The organism is Streptomyces sp. XY431 (assembly GCF_001279805.1).
Classification (GTDB): domain Bacteria; phylum Actinomycetota; class Actinomycetes; order Streptomycetales; family Streptomycetaceae; genus Kitasatospora; species Kitasatospora purpeofusca.
On sequence record NZ_LGDO01000105.1, the window covers coordinates 33,837 to 50,195 of the forward strand.

General features: G+C 72.1%; 8 protein-coding genes. 7 read left to right on the plus strand and 1 reads right to left on the minus strand.

The genetic code is table 11. From position 1 onward, the window contains the following. Window positions 1–224 precede the first annotated feature (224 nt). The 6 genes from ADK60_RS13690 to ADK60_RS13715 all read left to right on the plus strand — a co-directional run bounded on the left by ADK60_RS13690 (window position 225) and on the right by ADK60_RS13715 (window position 12,136). Entirely contained in the window at window positions 225–707 is a 483-nt protein-coding gene (locus ADK60_RS13690) for an MVB12 family protein (RefSeq protein WP_053645970.1), read from the plus strand. Then, on the plus strand, window positions 704–2,713 hold the full coding sequence (locus ADK60_RS13695; RefSeq protein ID WP_053645972.1) for an alkaline phosphatase family protein: 2,010 nt from the start codon (window positions 704–706) through the stop codon (window positions 2,711–2,713). The genes ADK60_RS13690 and ADK60_RS13695 overlap by 4 nt, the downstream gene beginning before the upstream one ends. Before the next feature lie 113 nt (window positions 2,714–2,826). After that, window positions 2,827–7,857, plus strand: coding sequence for an RHS repeat-associated core domain-containing protein (locus ADK60_RS13700; RefSeq protein WP_053645974.1), 5,031 nt, complete (start codon window positions 2,827–2,829; stop codon window positions 7,855–7,857). Between the two features lie 290 nt (window positions 7,858–8,147). Beyond that, window positions 8,148–8,357 carry a hypothetical protein gene (locus tag ADK60_RS13705; RefSeq protein ID WP_053646031.1) on the plus strand — a complete coding sequence of 70 codons (210 nt, stop codon included), beginning with the start codon at window positions 8,148–8,150 and terminating at the stop codon, window positions 8,355–8,357. Between the two features lie 92 nt (window positions 8,358–8,449). Then, window positions 8,450–9,574: a response regulator gene (locus ADK60_RS13710; RefSeq protein WP_053645976.1), complete on the plus strand. Its 1,125-nt coding sequence runs from the start codon at window positions 8,450–8,452 to the stop codon at window positions 9,572–9,574. A 231-nt stretch (window positions 9,575–9,805) separates the two neighbouring features. After that, window positions 9,806–12,136 carry a non-ribosomal peptide synthetase gene (locus ADK60_RS13715; RefSeq protein WP_053645978.1) on the plus strand — a complete coding sequence of 777 codons (2,331 nt, stop codon included), beginning with the start codon at window positions 9,806–9,808 and terminating at the stop codon, window positions 12,134–12,136. Between the two features lie 112 nt (window positions 12,137–12,248). Here the strand turns inward: ADK60_RS13715 and ADK60_RS47605 are convergent, their stop codons facing one another. Further along, entirely contained in the window at window positions 12,249–15,248 is a 3,000-nt protein-coding gene (locus ADK60_RS47605; RefSeq protein ID WP_159400426.1) for an AfsR/SARP family transcriptional regulator, read from the minus strand. 246 nt (window positions 15,249–15,494) lie between these two features. Here ADK60_RS47605 and ADK60_RS13725 point away from each other — a divergent pair, with 246 nt between their 5' ends. Further along, window positions 15,495–16,358: an aminoglycoside phosphotransferase family protein gene (locus tag ADK60_RS13725; RefSeq protein WP_159400427.1), complete on the plus strand. Its 864-nt coding sequence runs from the start codon at window positions 15,495–15,497 to the stop codon at window positions 16,356–16,358. The last annotated feature ends 1 nt before the right edge of the window (window position 16,359 follow it).

Consider the following 16,359-nt stretch of genomic DNA (forward strand, 5'->3'; position numbering starts at 1 on the left):
GCCCGCCTGGTCGGCACGACCGGCACGGCTGCCGCCGCGACCGCCAACCAGCCCGGAACGCCCATGAGTCACCGGCTTCCATTGTCTACGAACTAAATGGATCGCAGGCAGAGTGTCGCACTCATGGACCACTGGTGACGGCGCGACACTGGGCCGTGGCGCCACAGGTGAGGCGACTCTCCCTGCTGTCCCGCGTCCACCGTCCCGCGAGGGGAGACATGCCCATGGACCGATTCATCACCGATATCGACGTTCTGGTTCCCTATGACAAGCCGTCACCGCAGACCCCGCTCCGTGTGCCCACCGGGTGGGAGGGGATCGACGTCGATCTGAACCGAGGCGCGGGTGGCGCGTACCTGTACCTCGTCCTCGAGAAGCACCCCCAGGACCGGCCCATCACCGGCCTCCGTGTCCTGGTGAACGACGAGAAGCCGCCCGCGGGCTACCAGAAGCTGCCGGTCGACCTCAACAAGGGCGTCAGGAACGAGAAGACCGCCCTGTTCCTGGCGGTGAGCCGCGAGGCGGGGACGCCGATCACCGACCTCGCCGTCACCCACTGGGCGGACCCCGACGTCCGCATTCCGCCGAAGGAGGGCTACCGCCGCGTCCAGGCGGGCGGTTCCGACATCGACCTGAACCTCGACGCGGGCGGCGACTACATCTTCCTCGACTACCGGCCGGCCACGAAGTCCCAGGAGTACGCGTGAACGACTTTCTGCCCTCCTCGCTGCTGAAGGCCATGCAGCGCAAGCCCCGTCCCGGCGGGCTGAAGGCCGTCCGGCACGTGGTCTTCCTCATGCAGGAGAACCGCTCCTTCGACCACTACTTCGGCAGCGGCTTCGCCGGGGTCCGCGGGTTCCAGGACCGCAACCTCGTCACACTGCCCGAGACGGACCGTCCGCGTACCGTCCTCGACCAACCCGACCAGGACAGCGCGGTCCCCGTCGTCTACCGCCCGTACCGGCTCGACAAGGGGAGCGGGCTGACCGCGCCGGCCGACCACGGCTGGGACACCGGCCATGCGGCGTGGAACAACGGCTTCCACGACCAGTGGGTCAAGTTCAAGAGCGGCGTCACCATGGGCTACTTCGACCAGCCGGAGGTCGTCGGCACCTACCGGGCGCTGGCCGAACGATTCACCGTGTGCGACTCCTACCACTGCTCGGTCCTGGGCGAGACCACCAGCAACCGCAACTACCTCTTCAGCGGCTTCGGCGGCTGGGAGCCCGACGGGAGCCGCGTCACCGGGGCCGCCGCGCACGACCGCGAGAACAGGCCGGCCGGCTACAACTGGCCCAGCTACCCCGAGCTCCTGGAAGTCAACAACGACCCCTTCGGCGCCGACGGGATCAGCTGGCGGGTCTACCAGGGCTGGGACAACTTCTACGACAACAACCTGGAATTCCACGCCGAGTTCAAACGGATCTTCCGGCTGGTGCTGGAGAAGGCCGGACTCAAGGCCGGGAGCCTGTACGACCTCTACCGCAAGAGCTTGCGGCCGCAGGACGTGGAGGCGCTCGCCAAGGCGGTCGCCGAACTGCCGCCCGCGGACCGGAGCCTCTACGACCGCGGACTCTTCCGCTGCCCACCGGCACCGGACGCGGTGGCGAACCCGAAGAACTACAAGGACTTCGTGTACGCGTTCGCCCAGGACATCTCGACCGGGCGGGCGCCGCGGGTGTCCTATCTGGTACCCGCCGAAGCGGACTCGGAGCACCCGGGAAGCTCGGCCCCCACGGACGGCGAGGCGATCGTCCACCAGGTCCTGGACGCCATCGCGTCCAACGACGACATGTGGGACTCCACCGTGCTGTTCATCAGCTACGACGAGAACGACGGGTTCTTCGACCACGTGCCGCCGCCGGTCCCACCGGCAGCCGTCACGGACGAGTACGTCGGCGACCAGCCCAACGGCCTGGGCATCCGCGTCCCGATGATCGCGGTCTCCCCGTGGACCGTCGGTGGCTACGTCAACTCGCAGGTATTCGACCACACTTCGCAGGTCCGGTTCGTGGAGGAGTGGCTGGGTGTCCGGCAGCCCGCGATCAGCCGCTGGCGGCGCACCGTCGCCGGTGACCTCACCTCGCTCTTCGACTTCGACCGCACCGGCGAGCCGCCGGAGCAGCCCACCGACCCGACCCGACGCCTGGCCCGCCCACTGCCGTACCAGCCGGACGCCCACGGGGCCCTGAGCGGTCCGACGGCGTTCCTGCTGCGGATGTCCAACACCGGTGCCGTGTCCTCGCACCTGACGCTGTACGCGTACGGCGCCGCCGAGCCCGAGGCCCCGCGCCACTTCGATGTGCTCGGCGCCGGGGCGGCCTCCGCCGAGGTGCAACTGAAGTGCGGGGCATACGACTTCTACCTCACCGGCCCCAACGGCTTCCGTCGCGAGTTCGCCGGGACGGCCGCCGGCGCCGCCGCCGGGACCGAGGTCGCCACCGCTGTCGCCCCGGGTCCGCAGCGCACTCTCACCTTCACGATCACCGTCACCGGTAACGGGTCGCAGACCGTCACCGTGAAGCCGCGGTACTACAGCACCGCCGCCCCCCTCCAGGGGACCGCGACCGCGGGTACCCCCCTCGTCCTCACCTGGGTCACCGAGGACGCGCAGGGCTGGTACGACCTGGACCTGTCCGTCGCGGAGGACCCGTCCTTCCGCCGCCGCCTGATGGGACACATCGAGAACGGCCGCCCGAGCATCAGCGGCTGACGGACCGACACGGACGTGGGGCCCTCCCTGCTGCGGGGAGGGCCCTCGACAAGGGGCGAGCGGGCGGCCCGGCCCATCGCCGACGAAGCGCTCTCCTGGAGGAGCATCCAGCCATGGCCACGACCTCCGCGTTGTTCACTCACGCGACCAACTTCTCCAGTGCGGTGTCCGGTGGCGTCGACCCCCGCACGGGGCTGTTCAACGTCCAGATCGCGCTGGGCGGGCTCGTCGGCAATCGCGCCCTCGGCCCGTCGCTGCCGCTCACCCTGTCGTACTCGCCGCTCACCAGTACCGACATGGGCCTGGGACAGGGCGTGTCGCTGCCGATGACGACGTACGACGTCAGCGAGCGGCTACTGGTCCTGTCCAGCGGCGAGCAGTACCGCGTCGAGGAGACGGGCACCAAGGTCGTCCTGATGCAGCACAAGCTCGACACCGTGCACATCGCCCGGGAGCAGGACAAGGACGGCTACCGGATCACGCACAAGTCCGGGGACGTGGAGATCCTGACGGGGCCGCGGAACGCCTTCGACCTCAAGGTGCCGACCGCCTTGCTGACGCCCATTGGCCACCGCCTGGAACTGCGCTGGGACTTCACCGCCGGTGACCGACCGCGGCTGGCCGAGGTCAAGGACGAGCGGGACCTCCTCCTGAAGGTGGTCTACACCGGTCAGTCGAAAACCACCCTCCGTGTCCTCCCCGGGCAGAAGGAGGGCTACGACGTCGAACTGCGCTTCCGCAACGGCCTCCTCGGGAGCGTGCACCACTTCGGGCTCGGGGCGGACAAACCGCTGGTGTGGGACTTCACCCACACCGCGGTCGGGCAGCAGGGGGCGTGGGGCTCCTGGATCACCGGCGTGACGATGCCGGGCGGGATGGACGAGAGCGCCTGGTACGAGGACGACGGGCACCGGTTCCCCGTCACCGCGGGCCTGCCGGCGCTTCCCCGCGTGAACCGGTTCGTCCGGACACCGGGCGGCGGACAGCCCCCGATCGAGGTGTCGTACGACTACACGGACACGAACTTCCTCGGCGGCCACTCCGACGTGGACTGGGACAGCAGTCGGGACTGCCTGTACGACGTCCTGACGGAATACTCCTACGGCTCCACGGAATCGCGGACCTGCGCGGGCCGGACCGCCAGGGTCACCCGGACGTACAACAAGTTCCACCTGCAGACCGCCGAGAGGCAGCAGCAGAACCACTGCGCGCGGCTCGTGGAAACCCAGTACTACGCGGTGACCGGCAAGCCGTTCGAGGACCAGCCGGCGCAGTTCCAGCTCCCGAAGAAGAAAACAGTGACCTGGACGGACTCCCGGTCCTCCGGCCCGGCGAAGACCTACCAGGAGACCACCAGGACCTTCTTCGACGAGTACGGCAACCCGTCCAGCCAGGACGACCCCGACGGCACGCACACGGTGTGGGAGTACTACCCGGCCGGCGGCAGCGGCGGCGAGTGCCCGCCCGAGCCCAACGGGTTCACCCGCCTGCTCAAGGGCGTCACCCGCACGCCCCCGGAGACCGGCTTCGACGCGCCCGTCCACTCGACGGCCTACCGCTACAGCCTGCCCGATCCGAAGGTGCCCACCGTCGTGCTGAAGTCCGAGGAGAGCCACCGGGTCGGCGACCGGCTCCTGCGGAAGCAGGTGTTCACCTACAACACCTCCGACAGCGCGGAGTTCGGCCGCCTCGTCCGTCTGGCCAGCACCGAGTACTCCGAGGGCACCGACTCCTACGAGTCGGTGGACACGAACCACTGCTCGGTGCAGGACGACACCTTGGTGCAGGCCCACACGGTGACGACCCACGACGGCCTGACCGTGAAGAGCTCGCAGACCCTCTCCCGGTTCACCGGGCGCCTGCGGTCCGCCACCGACGGGCAGGGCAACCGCACGACCCTGGAGTACGACGGGCTCGGCCGCCTGCTCACCCGCACCGTGAACCCGGACACCGCGTACCAGGCCGTCGAGACCCGCTCCTACGGGACCGGTACCGGCGCGCCGTTCGTCGCGACGGCCACCGATGCGCTGGGCAACCGGATCCGCGAGAGCTTCGACGGTGCCGGCCGCCTGATCCGCCGCGAACTCCAGGACATCGACGACGCCCAGGACGATTGCGGGGCCCGCGGCAGCGGCGCCTGGTACACCACCTGGACACAGAGCTACGACGAACAGGGCCGCACGGCGTCCACCACGGCCCACGACCACACCCGCGGCGACGACGGCACCGAGATCACGCTCACCAGCACCTACGCCTACGACGACTGGGGACAGCACTCGACCACGACCCTCGGCGACGGTTCGGGCACACTCACCCTGCACGACCCGGTCAACCGCACCACCACCCACCAGCTCCTCGCCGCCGGCACGCCACTGCCCGCGAAGACGGTGACCGGTTACGACAAGCGCGGCACGCCGAAGAGCGTCACCCGCCTCGACCGGGACGGCAAATCCTGCGGCGGCCGCGAGTTCCAGTACGACGGCCTGGGACGGCTGCGCACCGAGACCGACGTCCTCGGCGACACCGACGACCTGCGCCACACCACCACCTACGACTACGACGCCCACGACCGCGTGCGGCTCACCACCCTGCCGGACACCACCCGGGTCTCGCGCGCCTACGCCCCGTTCTCGGCCCAGGCGCTGGTGACGGAGCTCAAGGTGGGTACGGGGCTCAAGGTGGGCGGGGGGCACGAGGTGGGTACGGCGTCGTACGGCACGCAGGACTTCGACGGGCTGGGCCGGCTGAAGCACAGCACCTCGGGCGGGCGCACGTGGTCCTCCACCTACGCGACGGACGCCGGCCCCCGTCCCGCCACCTCCACGGGGCCGGACGGGAAGAAGCACGCCTACCAGTACGTCCCGCAGCTCGCCGACGCCCTCTCCCGGGTGGACGCGGGCCCGGAAGGCGCGGTCACGATCACCCAGAAGTTCACCCGGGACCCGGTCTCGGCGGCCGTGACCACGGCCGAGGAAGGCGGGGTCACCCTCACCCACGCCTACTACCCCTCGGGTCGGCCCTGCGCCGACACCACCCGCCTCACCGGCCACCCCGAAGCCACCGCCCGCACGACCTACACGGTCAACGGCCTCGAACACCGGTACACCGGCGTCGACGGATCGGTCCTGCGGACCGGCTGGGACGCCTTCGGCCGCCTCCTCTCCGTCATCGACCCGGCCGCATCGGCGACACTGCGCTACGACACCGCGGGCCGGGTCATCGGCTGGACCACCCAGGACGAGGCCAGCAACACCCTGAGGACGGACCTGGTCCTGGACGAGTTCGGCCGCGAGGTGACCCGCACGCTCACCGACGGCCGGGGCGCCACGTGGGTTCTCACCCAGCAGTGGCAGCCCAACGACCTCCTCGGCCGGCGCACCCTGCAGCGCGGCACCACCGTCCTGCGCGAGGAGACCTTCGCCTACAGCGGCCGCAACCAGCTCACCGCGTACACCTGTACCGGGCAGACGCCCTCGCGGGACGAGCAGGGCCGCGCGATCACCGGGCAGACCTTCACCTACGACGCCTACGGCAACGTCAGGACGTGCCGCACCGACTTCGCGGGCGGCAGCGACACCGCCACCTACCTGTTCGGCAACGCGGCCGACCCGTGCCAGCTGACCGGCATCGACCACGACAACCCGAAGTCCCACACCGACCTGCACTACGACGCGGCGGGACGCCTCACCGCCGACGAGGCCGGCCGCGTCCTCGCCTACGACGACCTCGGCCGCCTCGTCTCGGCCGGCACGGCCGCCGCCTACGGGTACGACCCGGGCAACCGCCTCCTCACCCAGGCGGGCGGCGGCCGCACCAGCGTCCTCTCCTACCACCGGCAGGCCCTCGCCTCGATCACCGAGGGCGACCGGCGCACCCGCCTGGTCCGGCTCGCGGACGCCTGCGTGGCCCAGCGCCGCGAGGGCGCCCAGGCGTCGACCCGGCTGCTGGGCACGGACGGCAAGCAGACGGTGCTGCTGGCCGCCGAGGGACAGCAGGCCGAGGAGTACTCCTACACGCCCTACGGCGACCGCCGGCCCGCCGAGGCCGTGAGCGTGCTGGGCCACGACGGCGAGCGCACCGACCCCGCGACCGGCTGGTACCACCTCGGCAACGGCTACCGGGCCTACAGCCCCGTCCTGATGCGCTTCACCGCGCCCGACAGCCTCAGCCCCTTCGGCGCGGGCGGCATCAACCCCTACGCCTACTGCCTGGGCGACCCGATCAACCGCGCCGACCCCACCGGCCACCTCAGCTGGGGCGCCTGGCTCAACATCGGCTTCGGCGTCCTGGCCATCGGCGCCGCCGTGTTCACCGGCGGCGCCTCCATCGCCGCCTACGGCGCGGTGATGGCCGCCACCACCGCCACCGAAGTCGCCTTCGGAGTCGTCTCCGGAGTCACCGCGATCGTCAGCGGCGCCCTCGAAGAGGCCGCCCCCAAGGCCTCCGGCATCCTCGGCTACGTCTCCCTCGGCACCGGCATCGTCAGCGGCGGCGCAAGCCTCGGCGGAAAGATCGGCGCCGCCGCCGCACGCGGCCTGTCCCGACTCGCCGCACGGAGCGGAGGATATGCGATGTCGGCGGAAGAGGCGGCCGCATTCAAACAGGGCGGAGCCGCCTACAGGCGGTACCTCAACTCGCTCCCGGAGAACGAGTTCGGTGGACGGGGTGGGGCGCGAGGCGCTGCACGAGGCACTGGTCGGGGAGGTGCACGGAGGCCCGGCCGACCGGCCGGGAAATTCAAGCCGACCGAGCCTGCGAAGGCTGACCGGATGCTGTACCACTACACGAACGAGGCGGGGCAGGAGGGAATCATCAATAGCGGGGAGCTGAGAGCATCCACGGTCGACATCCATGCACATTACGGCCATGGGCAGTATCTGACTGACCTCCCGCCCAGGGGTGCCATTGGGGGCAGAACCGACGCCGAGACCGCAGGATTCCTCGTCAACAAAGCCGGACGTGCCGACGATTACACCCACTGGCTGGCGATCGACACCAGGAGCGTTCCGAAAACCGGGTACATTTCGGAGTCCGAAGCTCTGACCCTGCGCGTTTCCGTCAAGAAGCCGTACATTTTCCTGGTTCCCAATGAAGAGTCACTGGACCTGACGGGGCGGATCAGGGGCTGGTGGATTCCGTGGTGACGTCACGCATGAAGGCGGATCGGAACCGCGTTCCGCGCAGGAGCCGGTCGAGGTCCTCTGTGTGGTCCGCGACGGCCCGCTGTGAGGCTTGCGGGGCCAAGGACTGCCGGGATCGGGGGTCGAGGGGATGGGGCGGGGGTGTTGCCGGTCCGTCGCCGTGTGCCGTTGCAAGGTGTTGCGGGCCGCGCAACGGTTCCTGACTCGGCCAGGATGCTGCCAACTCGGTGTTTCAGCCGGGAGGTTGGACCCGCGGCGGATACCTGTTCGGGTCCTCGACGATGGAGGTCCGGATGCGGCGTTCGCTGCTGTCCATGAGGTCGGCGTTGGTCCTGCTGTTGGCGGTGCTCACCGGCATCGGCGCGGGGGTACTGGTGCGGCTCGCCGGGTCGCAGGCCGCAGAGTGCGTGCTGTACGGGGCGGGAGCGTTCGGTGTCGCGGTGCCGTTCTTCGACCGCCTGGTTGCCGCCCCGGCCGAGGAACTGTCCGAAACTCCGTCATGAACGGTCTCGGTGAGGGAAACATGGAGCAGCCGCCGGGGAGGGTGGCACGAGGTGGCCGACCGCCGGGAGGCGGCCGGACCGAAGGGGTGGGGATGGGCGGCCTTCAACCGCTGAGCGACAACCTGAACAGCGAGTGCCGGGCCTTGGCCCAGGCCTTGCGGGAGCTGTTCTCCGAGCTGGCGGTCTCGGTCCGCCGCTGCGCGGCACGGTGCTACGTGGACGCAGGGACGCTCTCCCGCTACCTGGCGGGCACCCGCGTTCCGCCGGCGGACTTCGTGGACGACTTCCTGCGCCACATCGAGGATGTCCGCGGCACCCGCATCGAGCGGGCAGCGAGGGAGCACCTGCGGGTGCTGCGCGTCGCGGCTCTGCGTACCAACGCCTCGATCAGCCAAGCCGTGCAGCAGTTGGAGGGGCAGCTGAGTGCCGCGGACCGGGAGGTGCGGCAGACCAGTGCCCGGGAGGAGGAGCTCGACCATGCGCTGGACGGCTACCACCATGCGATCGAGGACCTGGACGAGCGGCTGACGAAGCTGGAGCATCCGGGCGGGTTCGTTTGCCGGCCTGCCCCGGCCGACGCGGACCGTGCGGCGATTCTGGAGGAGCGCAACGTCCTCGCCCTCCAGGTCGCCCGGCTCAGCATGGAGCTTGAGCAGACGCGCCAGCGGGCGGCGTTCGCCGAGGCCCGCTGCGAGCTGCTGGAGCGCCAGCTGGAGGTGGTCGAGCAGCAGCAGGGCGCCGTCCTGCCTGAACCCGAACTCGTGCGCCTGGTCGACCCGTTGGACGCCCCTGCGCTCGCTGCGGGCTTCCGGCCGAAGGTTCTCCTGGTCGATGACAAGCGTCCCAACCTCATGGCCCTCGAAGCCGTCCTCAATACCCACGGCCACGAGGTGATATCCGTCTCCTCCGGCCAGGAGGCACTCAAGGCGCTGCTTGAGTCCAACGACTTCGCCGTCATCATCCTCGACGTCCAGATGCCCGAGATGGACGGCTACGAGACCGCCGCCCACATCAAACGCCGCGCCCGCACCCGCGACATCCCGATCATCTTCCTCACCGCCATCGGGAACGACCCCGAGTACTCCATGCGTGGCTACGCCGCCGGCGCCGTCGACTTCATCGTCAAACCGTTCGACCCCTGGGCGCTGCGAGCCAAGGTCGCGGTGTTCGTGGAGATCTACCTGGAGCGACGCGAGCACGCGCTCGGCCGCGACTGACCCCACCGGGTGGCACGAGGAGGGCGGGGCGAGCGCTTGGTGACACAGATCACAGTCGAGGTCTTCCTGTTCGCACGGGCTCGGCCCGGCGCTAGGGTGAAAGGGCATGGGGGAATCGTCAGCCGACCGTCGTCGGATCTGTCGTCCGGTCCGCCCCGGAGCCCGATTCCCGTCTTCCCGCCTTGTGAATTCCCTGTCTGCTCAGTCGTGTTCGTCCGACATGGGGGCCTCATGAGCCTGGAGAATGCACGCGCGTTTCCGAACGATTCGAATGCTCCGGCCGATCCGGCCGGAACCGCTGGTCCCGACGGCCCGAACGGCGCGGGAGAGCGCTTCTGGGCGGAACACCTCGCGGGTGCGCCCGCGCGGTCGAGCCTGCCGGGCCTCTACGGGGCCGCGGGGGGAGCGGGTGCAGCGGGGGACACCGGGACGCTGCCGTTCGCCCTGTCCGCGCCTCTGCTGGACGGCGTCGACAAGCTGGCCACCGCCGAGGGCTGCCGTCCGTTCGACGTCCTGGTCACCCTGGTGCAGGTCCTGTTGCACCGCTGCTGCGCACAGGACGATGTGGTGATCGCCGTGCCGCGCACCGGTGGCAGCGGCGTCGGAACCTTCCCGCTGCGTGCCGTCTTCACTTCCGGCACCACCTTCCTCGACCAACTGCGCTCCTCCGCCGACGCCTTGCGGCAGGCGGAGCGGTACCAGGACGTGCCGTCGGACCGGATCCTGGCGTTGGCCGGGTTCTCCGGCGGGGCCGGGTCGCTGTCGCCCTGCCAGGTGCTGGTGGGTCGTCCCGGCGAGCCGGAGCCGGTCGACCTCGGGGACGGCGTCCGGTACGACCTCGAACTGCACCTCGCGCCCGCCCCGGCCGGGGCGCTGCGCTACCGGGCCGACCGCCACGACCGGGAGACGGTCGTCGCGGCCGGACTGCGGCTGGGGCGGCTCGCCGAGGCCGCCCTCGCGGACCCCGGCCGCCCGGTCGGCCGACTGGAGCTGCTGCCCGAGGCCGAGCGCGCGCGGCTGCTCGGCTTCAACGGGACGTCCGTCGACCACGGCGAACCGCGCCGGCTGCACGAGTACATCCTCGACCAGGCCCGGCGCACCCCGGCGGCGGTCGCGGTCAGCGACGAGTCCGAGGAGATCGACTACGCCGAGCTCGTCGCCAGGGCCGGGGCCCTGGCGGAGCGCCTGCGGGCGCACGGGGTCGGGCCGGACGAGGCGGTGGCCGTCTGCGCCGAGCGGTCGGTCGCCCTGGTGGTGGCCCTGTTGGGCGTGCTGCTGGCGGACGGCGCCTATCTGCCGCTGGACTGCGAGCATCCGGCGGCGCGGATCCGGACCGTCCTGGACGAGGCCCGCCCGGCGGTGGTGCTCGCGGACGAGTCGTTCGCCCCGCTGTTCGCCGGTACCGGCTCCGTGCTGCTGCCGCTCGACGGGGGCACCCGGCCGACGGTTCAGGTCCCGCCGCCCGCCCGCGAACCCTCGGACGCCGACCTGGCGTACATCATCTACACCTCCGGCTCGACCGGGCGCCCCAAGGGCGTGGCGATCCCGCACCGCGGCATCGTCAACCGGCTGCTCTGGATGCAGCGCCAGTACCGGCTGACCCCGGAGGACGTGGTGCTGCAGAAGACGCCCTACACCTTCGACGTGTCGGTCTGGGAGTTCTTCTGGCCGCTGCTGGCCGGCGCCCGGCTGGTCATGGCGCGGCCCGACGGGCACCGGGACCCGGCCTACCTGGCCGGGGTGATGGCGGAGCAGGGGGTCACCACCGCCCACTTCGTGCCGTCGATGCTGGCGGTCTTCGCGGAGGAACCAGGGGTCTCGGGGTGCACGGCGCTGCGCCGGGTGGTGTGCAGCGGTGAGGCGCTGACCTCGGCCGTCGTACGGCGGTTCCGGGAGCGCAGCCGGGCCGAGGTGCACAACCTCTACGGACCGACCGAGGTGTCGGTCGACGTCACGCACTGGACCTGCCGGGACGACGACCCCGAGGGCGGGGTCCCGATCGGCGTGCCGATCGCCAACACCACGGCCCACGTCCTGGACGACGCGCGCGAGCCGGTGCCGATCGGCACGCCGGGCGAGCTGTACCTGGGCGGAGTGGGGCTGGCCCGGGGCTACGTCGGCCGGCCGGACCTCACCGCCGAGCGGTTCGTGCCGGACCCCTTCGGTTTCGGGCCGGACGCCCGGCTGTACCGCACGGGCGACCTGGTGCGGTGGACGGCCGGCGGGCGGCTGGAGTTCCTCGGCCGGCTCGACCACCAGGTCAAGCTGCGCGGCCTGCGGATCGAACTGGGCGAGATCGAGGCGGTGCTGTGCGGCCACCCGGCGGTGTCGGAGGCGGTGGTGCTGCTGCGCGAGGACCTGGGCGCGGTCCCGGCCCTGGTGGCCTACCTGGTGACCGAGGACCGGGAGGAGCCGGCCGACCTGGCGGCGCACCTGGCCGAGGTGCTGCCCCGCTACATGCTGCCGGCGCGCACGGTCGTGCTGGCGGCCATGCCGCTGACCCGGAACGGCAAGCTGGACCGGGCGGCGCTGCCGAAGCCGCCGGCGCGACGCCGGAGGTGAGCCCTGCGGTGACGCCGCGCGGGGCCTGAACGAGGTCGGGCGGGTCGTTCCGGGAACATCACGTTCCCGGAACGACCCGCCCGATTGCCGGCCCCGCCGGTAACGCGGTCCGCTACCGCGACCGTGCGTACGACCGGTGCTCCGGACGGTTCCCGGCGTGCCCGGCCGCCCCGGCCAGGTGGCGCTCGATCTCCGCGGCCCGCGGGTGCGCGATGTCCGTCAGGATCGAGTGGGCACCGCGCCAGGCCCGCACCGCCTGCTCGGGCCGGCCGAGCCGGGAGTACGAGGTTCCCAGCCCGTCCAGTACGTCCGCCTCGGCGTAGCGGTCGCCGGCCCGCCGGTACAGCAGCAGGGCCTGGCGCCGGTACCCGACGGCCTCGGTGTCGCGGTCCAGCAGTTGGTGGAGCTCGCCCAGCCCGGCCAGTGCCTGCGCCTGCCCGTGCTCGTCGTCGAGGCCGCGGAAGGCCGCCAGCGCGTCGCGGTCGTGCTCGACGGCCTCGTCGAACCGCTCCAGCGCCCGGTACGACCGGGCCAGGTTCACCAGGCAGGTGGCCGCGCCGAGCCGGTTGCCCAGCTCCGCGAAGATCACCCGGGCCTGCCGCCAGCACCGGACCGCCTCCTGCGGCCGGTTCAGCCGGTCGTGCGCGCTGCCCAGGCCGAGCAGTGTGGCGGCCTCGCCGTCCCGGTCGTGGTTGGCCCGGTGCAGTTCCAGGGCCCGCTCGTGGTGCCGGACGGCGTCCTGGTACCGGCGGGTGAGCGCGTGGTAGTCGCCGAGTTCGGTGAGCACCCGGGCGGCGAGTACCGGGTCCGCCTCCGGACTGACCGTGGCCTGGGTGGTGCGCAGCACCGACAGCAGGCTCGACGCCGGGCCGCGGGTGTGCAGGTACCAGCTGAGCGAGAGCGCCAGCGCGGCGACCAGCGGACCCAGGCCCTGTTCGGCGGCGCGGGAGAGCACCGCGGTGAGGTTGGCGCGCTCCACGTCCAGCCAGGCCAGCGTCCGGTCGCGGTCCGGGAACCGCAGGGCCGGCAGCACCGGCGGGGGCAGCGGCGGGGAGTAGCGGGGGCGGACCACCGACGAGCGGGCGCGCAGCAGTTCGTCCGCCGCTCGGACGGTGTGGCAGTACCACACCGTCAGCCGGTAGAGGGCCAGGCGGTCGGCGGTCCCGCCCTCCGTGAGTTCGGCGGCGAAGGCGTGCAGCAGGTCGTGCAGGCGGTACCGGGCCGGGGTGTCCTGGATCAGCAGGTGCTCGTCCACCAGGAGCTCCAGTGTCTCGCGCGCGGCCGCCGGGTCGACACCGGCCAGCGTGGCGATCGCGTGCGCGGTGTACTCGCGCCCCGGATGGACGGCCAGCAGCCGGAAGACCCGCCGGGCCTCCTCGGGCAGGCCCCGGTAGGAGAGGTCGAAGCTGGCGCGCAGCGAGCGGCCGCCGGTGGTCAGGGCGCTGATGCCGCCCGGTCTCAGGTACTCGACGAGGTCCGCGAGCCGCCAGGCCGGGCGGGCCCGCAGGCGCGCCGCGGCGAGCATCAGCGCCAGCGGCAGGTGCCCGCAGGCGTGGACGACCTGGGCCGCGGCCCCGGGGGAGTCGGCGACCCGCTCGGCGCCGGCGACCGCGGCCAGGAGCTGCAGCGCCTCCGCCGGGGCCAGGGCGGCGAGCGGCAGGGAGCGGGCACCGTCCAGCCCGGCCAGGCTGCGCCGGCTGGTGATCAGCACCAGGCAGCCGGGGTCGGCCGGGATCAGCGGGCGGACCTGGTGCGCGTCGGCCGCGTCGTCGAGCAGCAGCAGCGCCTCGCGGCCGTGCAGGCGGTCGCGGAACAGCGCGGCGCGCGCGTCCAGGCCCTCGGGCATCAGCGACCGGTCCACGCCGAGTGCGTGCAGCAGGCCCGCCAGGACGTCGGAGGGGTCGGCCGGGGGCCGGTCCGGATCGAAGCCGCGCAGGTTCACGTACAGCTGCAGGGTGCCGAACCGGCCGGCGCGGACCAGCTCGTGCGCCGCGTGCACGGCCAGCTGGGTCTTGCCCACCCCGGCCATGCCCTCGATCGCGGTGACCAGCACGGTGGCCGCGACCCCGGCCGGTCCGGCGGCCGGGGCCGCCAGCAGGGTCCGCAGCTCCTCGGTGCGGCCGCTGAAGAAGGGCAGGTCGGCCGGGAGCTGGCGGAGCACGGTGACCGGTTCCGCCGGGAGCCGGCGCCACGCGGTGACCGGCTCGGTCGGTGCGGGACGCGCTCCCCGGAGCGCCGCGCCGCTCCCGTCCACCTCGACGACGGGGCCGGTGGGGAGGGCGAGGGCGGCGGGGTCGGGCCCGGCCGGCAGGTCCCGGTCCGGTGCGGACGTCCGCTGTGAACCGTCGTGCGGGGCAGCGGAGTTGCCGCCGGAACGCAGCACCCGTTGGTGGGCGGCCGCGATCCGGGCACCCGGTTCGATGCCCAGGTCCCGGGCGAGCGCGGTGCGCAGCCGCCGGTAGACGGCCAGCGCCTCGGCCCGCCGGCCCGCGACCGCGAGGGCCTCGATCAGCAGGGCGTGCACGCCTTCCTGGTGCGGCTCCTCCGCGGCGAGGCGGGTGAGCAGCAGCACGGATTCGGCCGCGCGTCCCAGCTCCAGGCCGGCCCGTGCGGCCAACTCGGTGACCTCCACCCGGGACTGGGCCCAGCCCGGAGTCTCGTCCCGGTGCAGCCGGTCGCAGTTGACGTCGGCCAGCGGCGCGCCGCGCCACAGGCCCAGGGCCGCGGAGGCCGCCGTCCAGACGGCGGGCCAGTCGCTCGACCGCGCGGCGTCGCGGGCCGATTCGCAGTGCTCGCCGAAGACCAGGGTGTCGAGCTCGGTCCGTGCTCCGACCTCGATCCGGTACCCGGGACCGGTGGTCACCACCCGGTCCGATCCTTCGCCCAACAGGCGCCGCAGGCGCAGCACATGGCTGCGCAGGGTGGCCGGCGCGGCGGGCGGTTCGTTGCTCCACACGATGTCGGTGAGCTCGTCGACGCTGACCGTCCGGTTGGGACGGCACAGGAGCGCCGCGAGCAGGACTCTGACCCGCGCCGGCAGCGCGACGGTTGCGCTGTCGACACGGACTTCGACGGGGCCTAGCACCCCGAAAAAGACGTTGGTTTCTGTCATTTCTTCCCCCGAAAGGCCGGTGGCCGCTGGGAAATTGAACCTACGTGAACGGTCAGCGTCAAGGGTCGTTGATCCGCGTCGAAACCCCGGCCACGCGTATTCAACAGGTCTTGCACAGCCATTCCATCGGCCTTGCACGGCCCTGCCGGAGTCTCCTCCCGTGGCGATGGCCAGCGGGGCGGGACCGCTCGGCCGTCCCCACCCGTCCGACCAACCACGAAGCGACTCATGGAAGGGGTGTCCCCTTTGCTGGATTTGGAGTTGATAGCCGGGCGATTGCAGGCGATCGCCGACTTCATGCGCCGGGGAAAGGTGAACCATCGCTGGGTGGGCTCGCTGCCGGAACAGGTGGCGGCCCTGGCCAGGGAGTGGGAACTCGACATCGGGGAGGTGGTCGGCGTCGACTTCTCGTCGGCCGTGACCTCCGTGCTGGTCTCCTGCACGGGGCCGATGGGTGAGGCCGAGCTGAAGCTCGCGCCGGACGCCTACGCCCTCGCCGAGGAAGTGGCGATGCTGCGGCAGTTCGCGCCCGGCGGCCGGGTGCCCCAGGTGCACGCGAGCAGCCGGGGCGCGGCGCTGCTGGAGGCGGTCCGGCCCGGCACGCCGGTGGAGGACCTGCCGCAGCCGCCGTCCCCCGCCGACTACGCGCGGTTCCTGGACGACCTGCACACCGTCGGCGACCCGGCGAGCGCGCCCCGGCAGGCCGCCGACTGGCTCGGCATGATGCTCGGCTGGGCCGAGCAGGGCGGTGCCGAGCTGGCGGAGGCGAGGCGGATCGCCGACCGGCTGCTGGCCACCGAACCCGAGCGGGTGCTGCTCCACGGAGACCTGCACCTGGGCAATGTGCTCACCTCGGACCGCAGGGGCCTGGTGGCCCGCAGCCCGATCGCCTGCATCGGCGAACGCTGCTTCGACGCGGCCGACTACGTGCTGGAGGGCACGGACCTCGCCGACATGGTGGGCCGCCGGGACGGCCTGGCGGCCGCCGCCGGACTCGACGCCGAGCGGCTGGACGGCTGGGCCCGGGTGCTGGCCCCGCTCGGGGCCGCGCGCGCACCCCAGCCGGAGCGGGTCGCCACGCTCCTCGCGTACGGACGGGGTGAGTACTGAG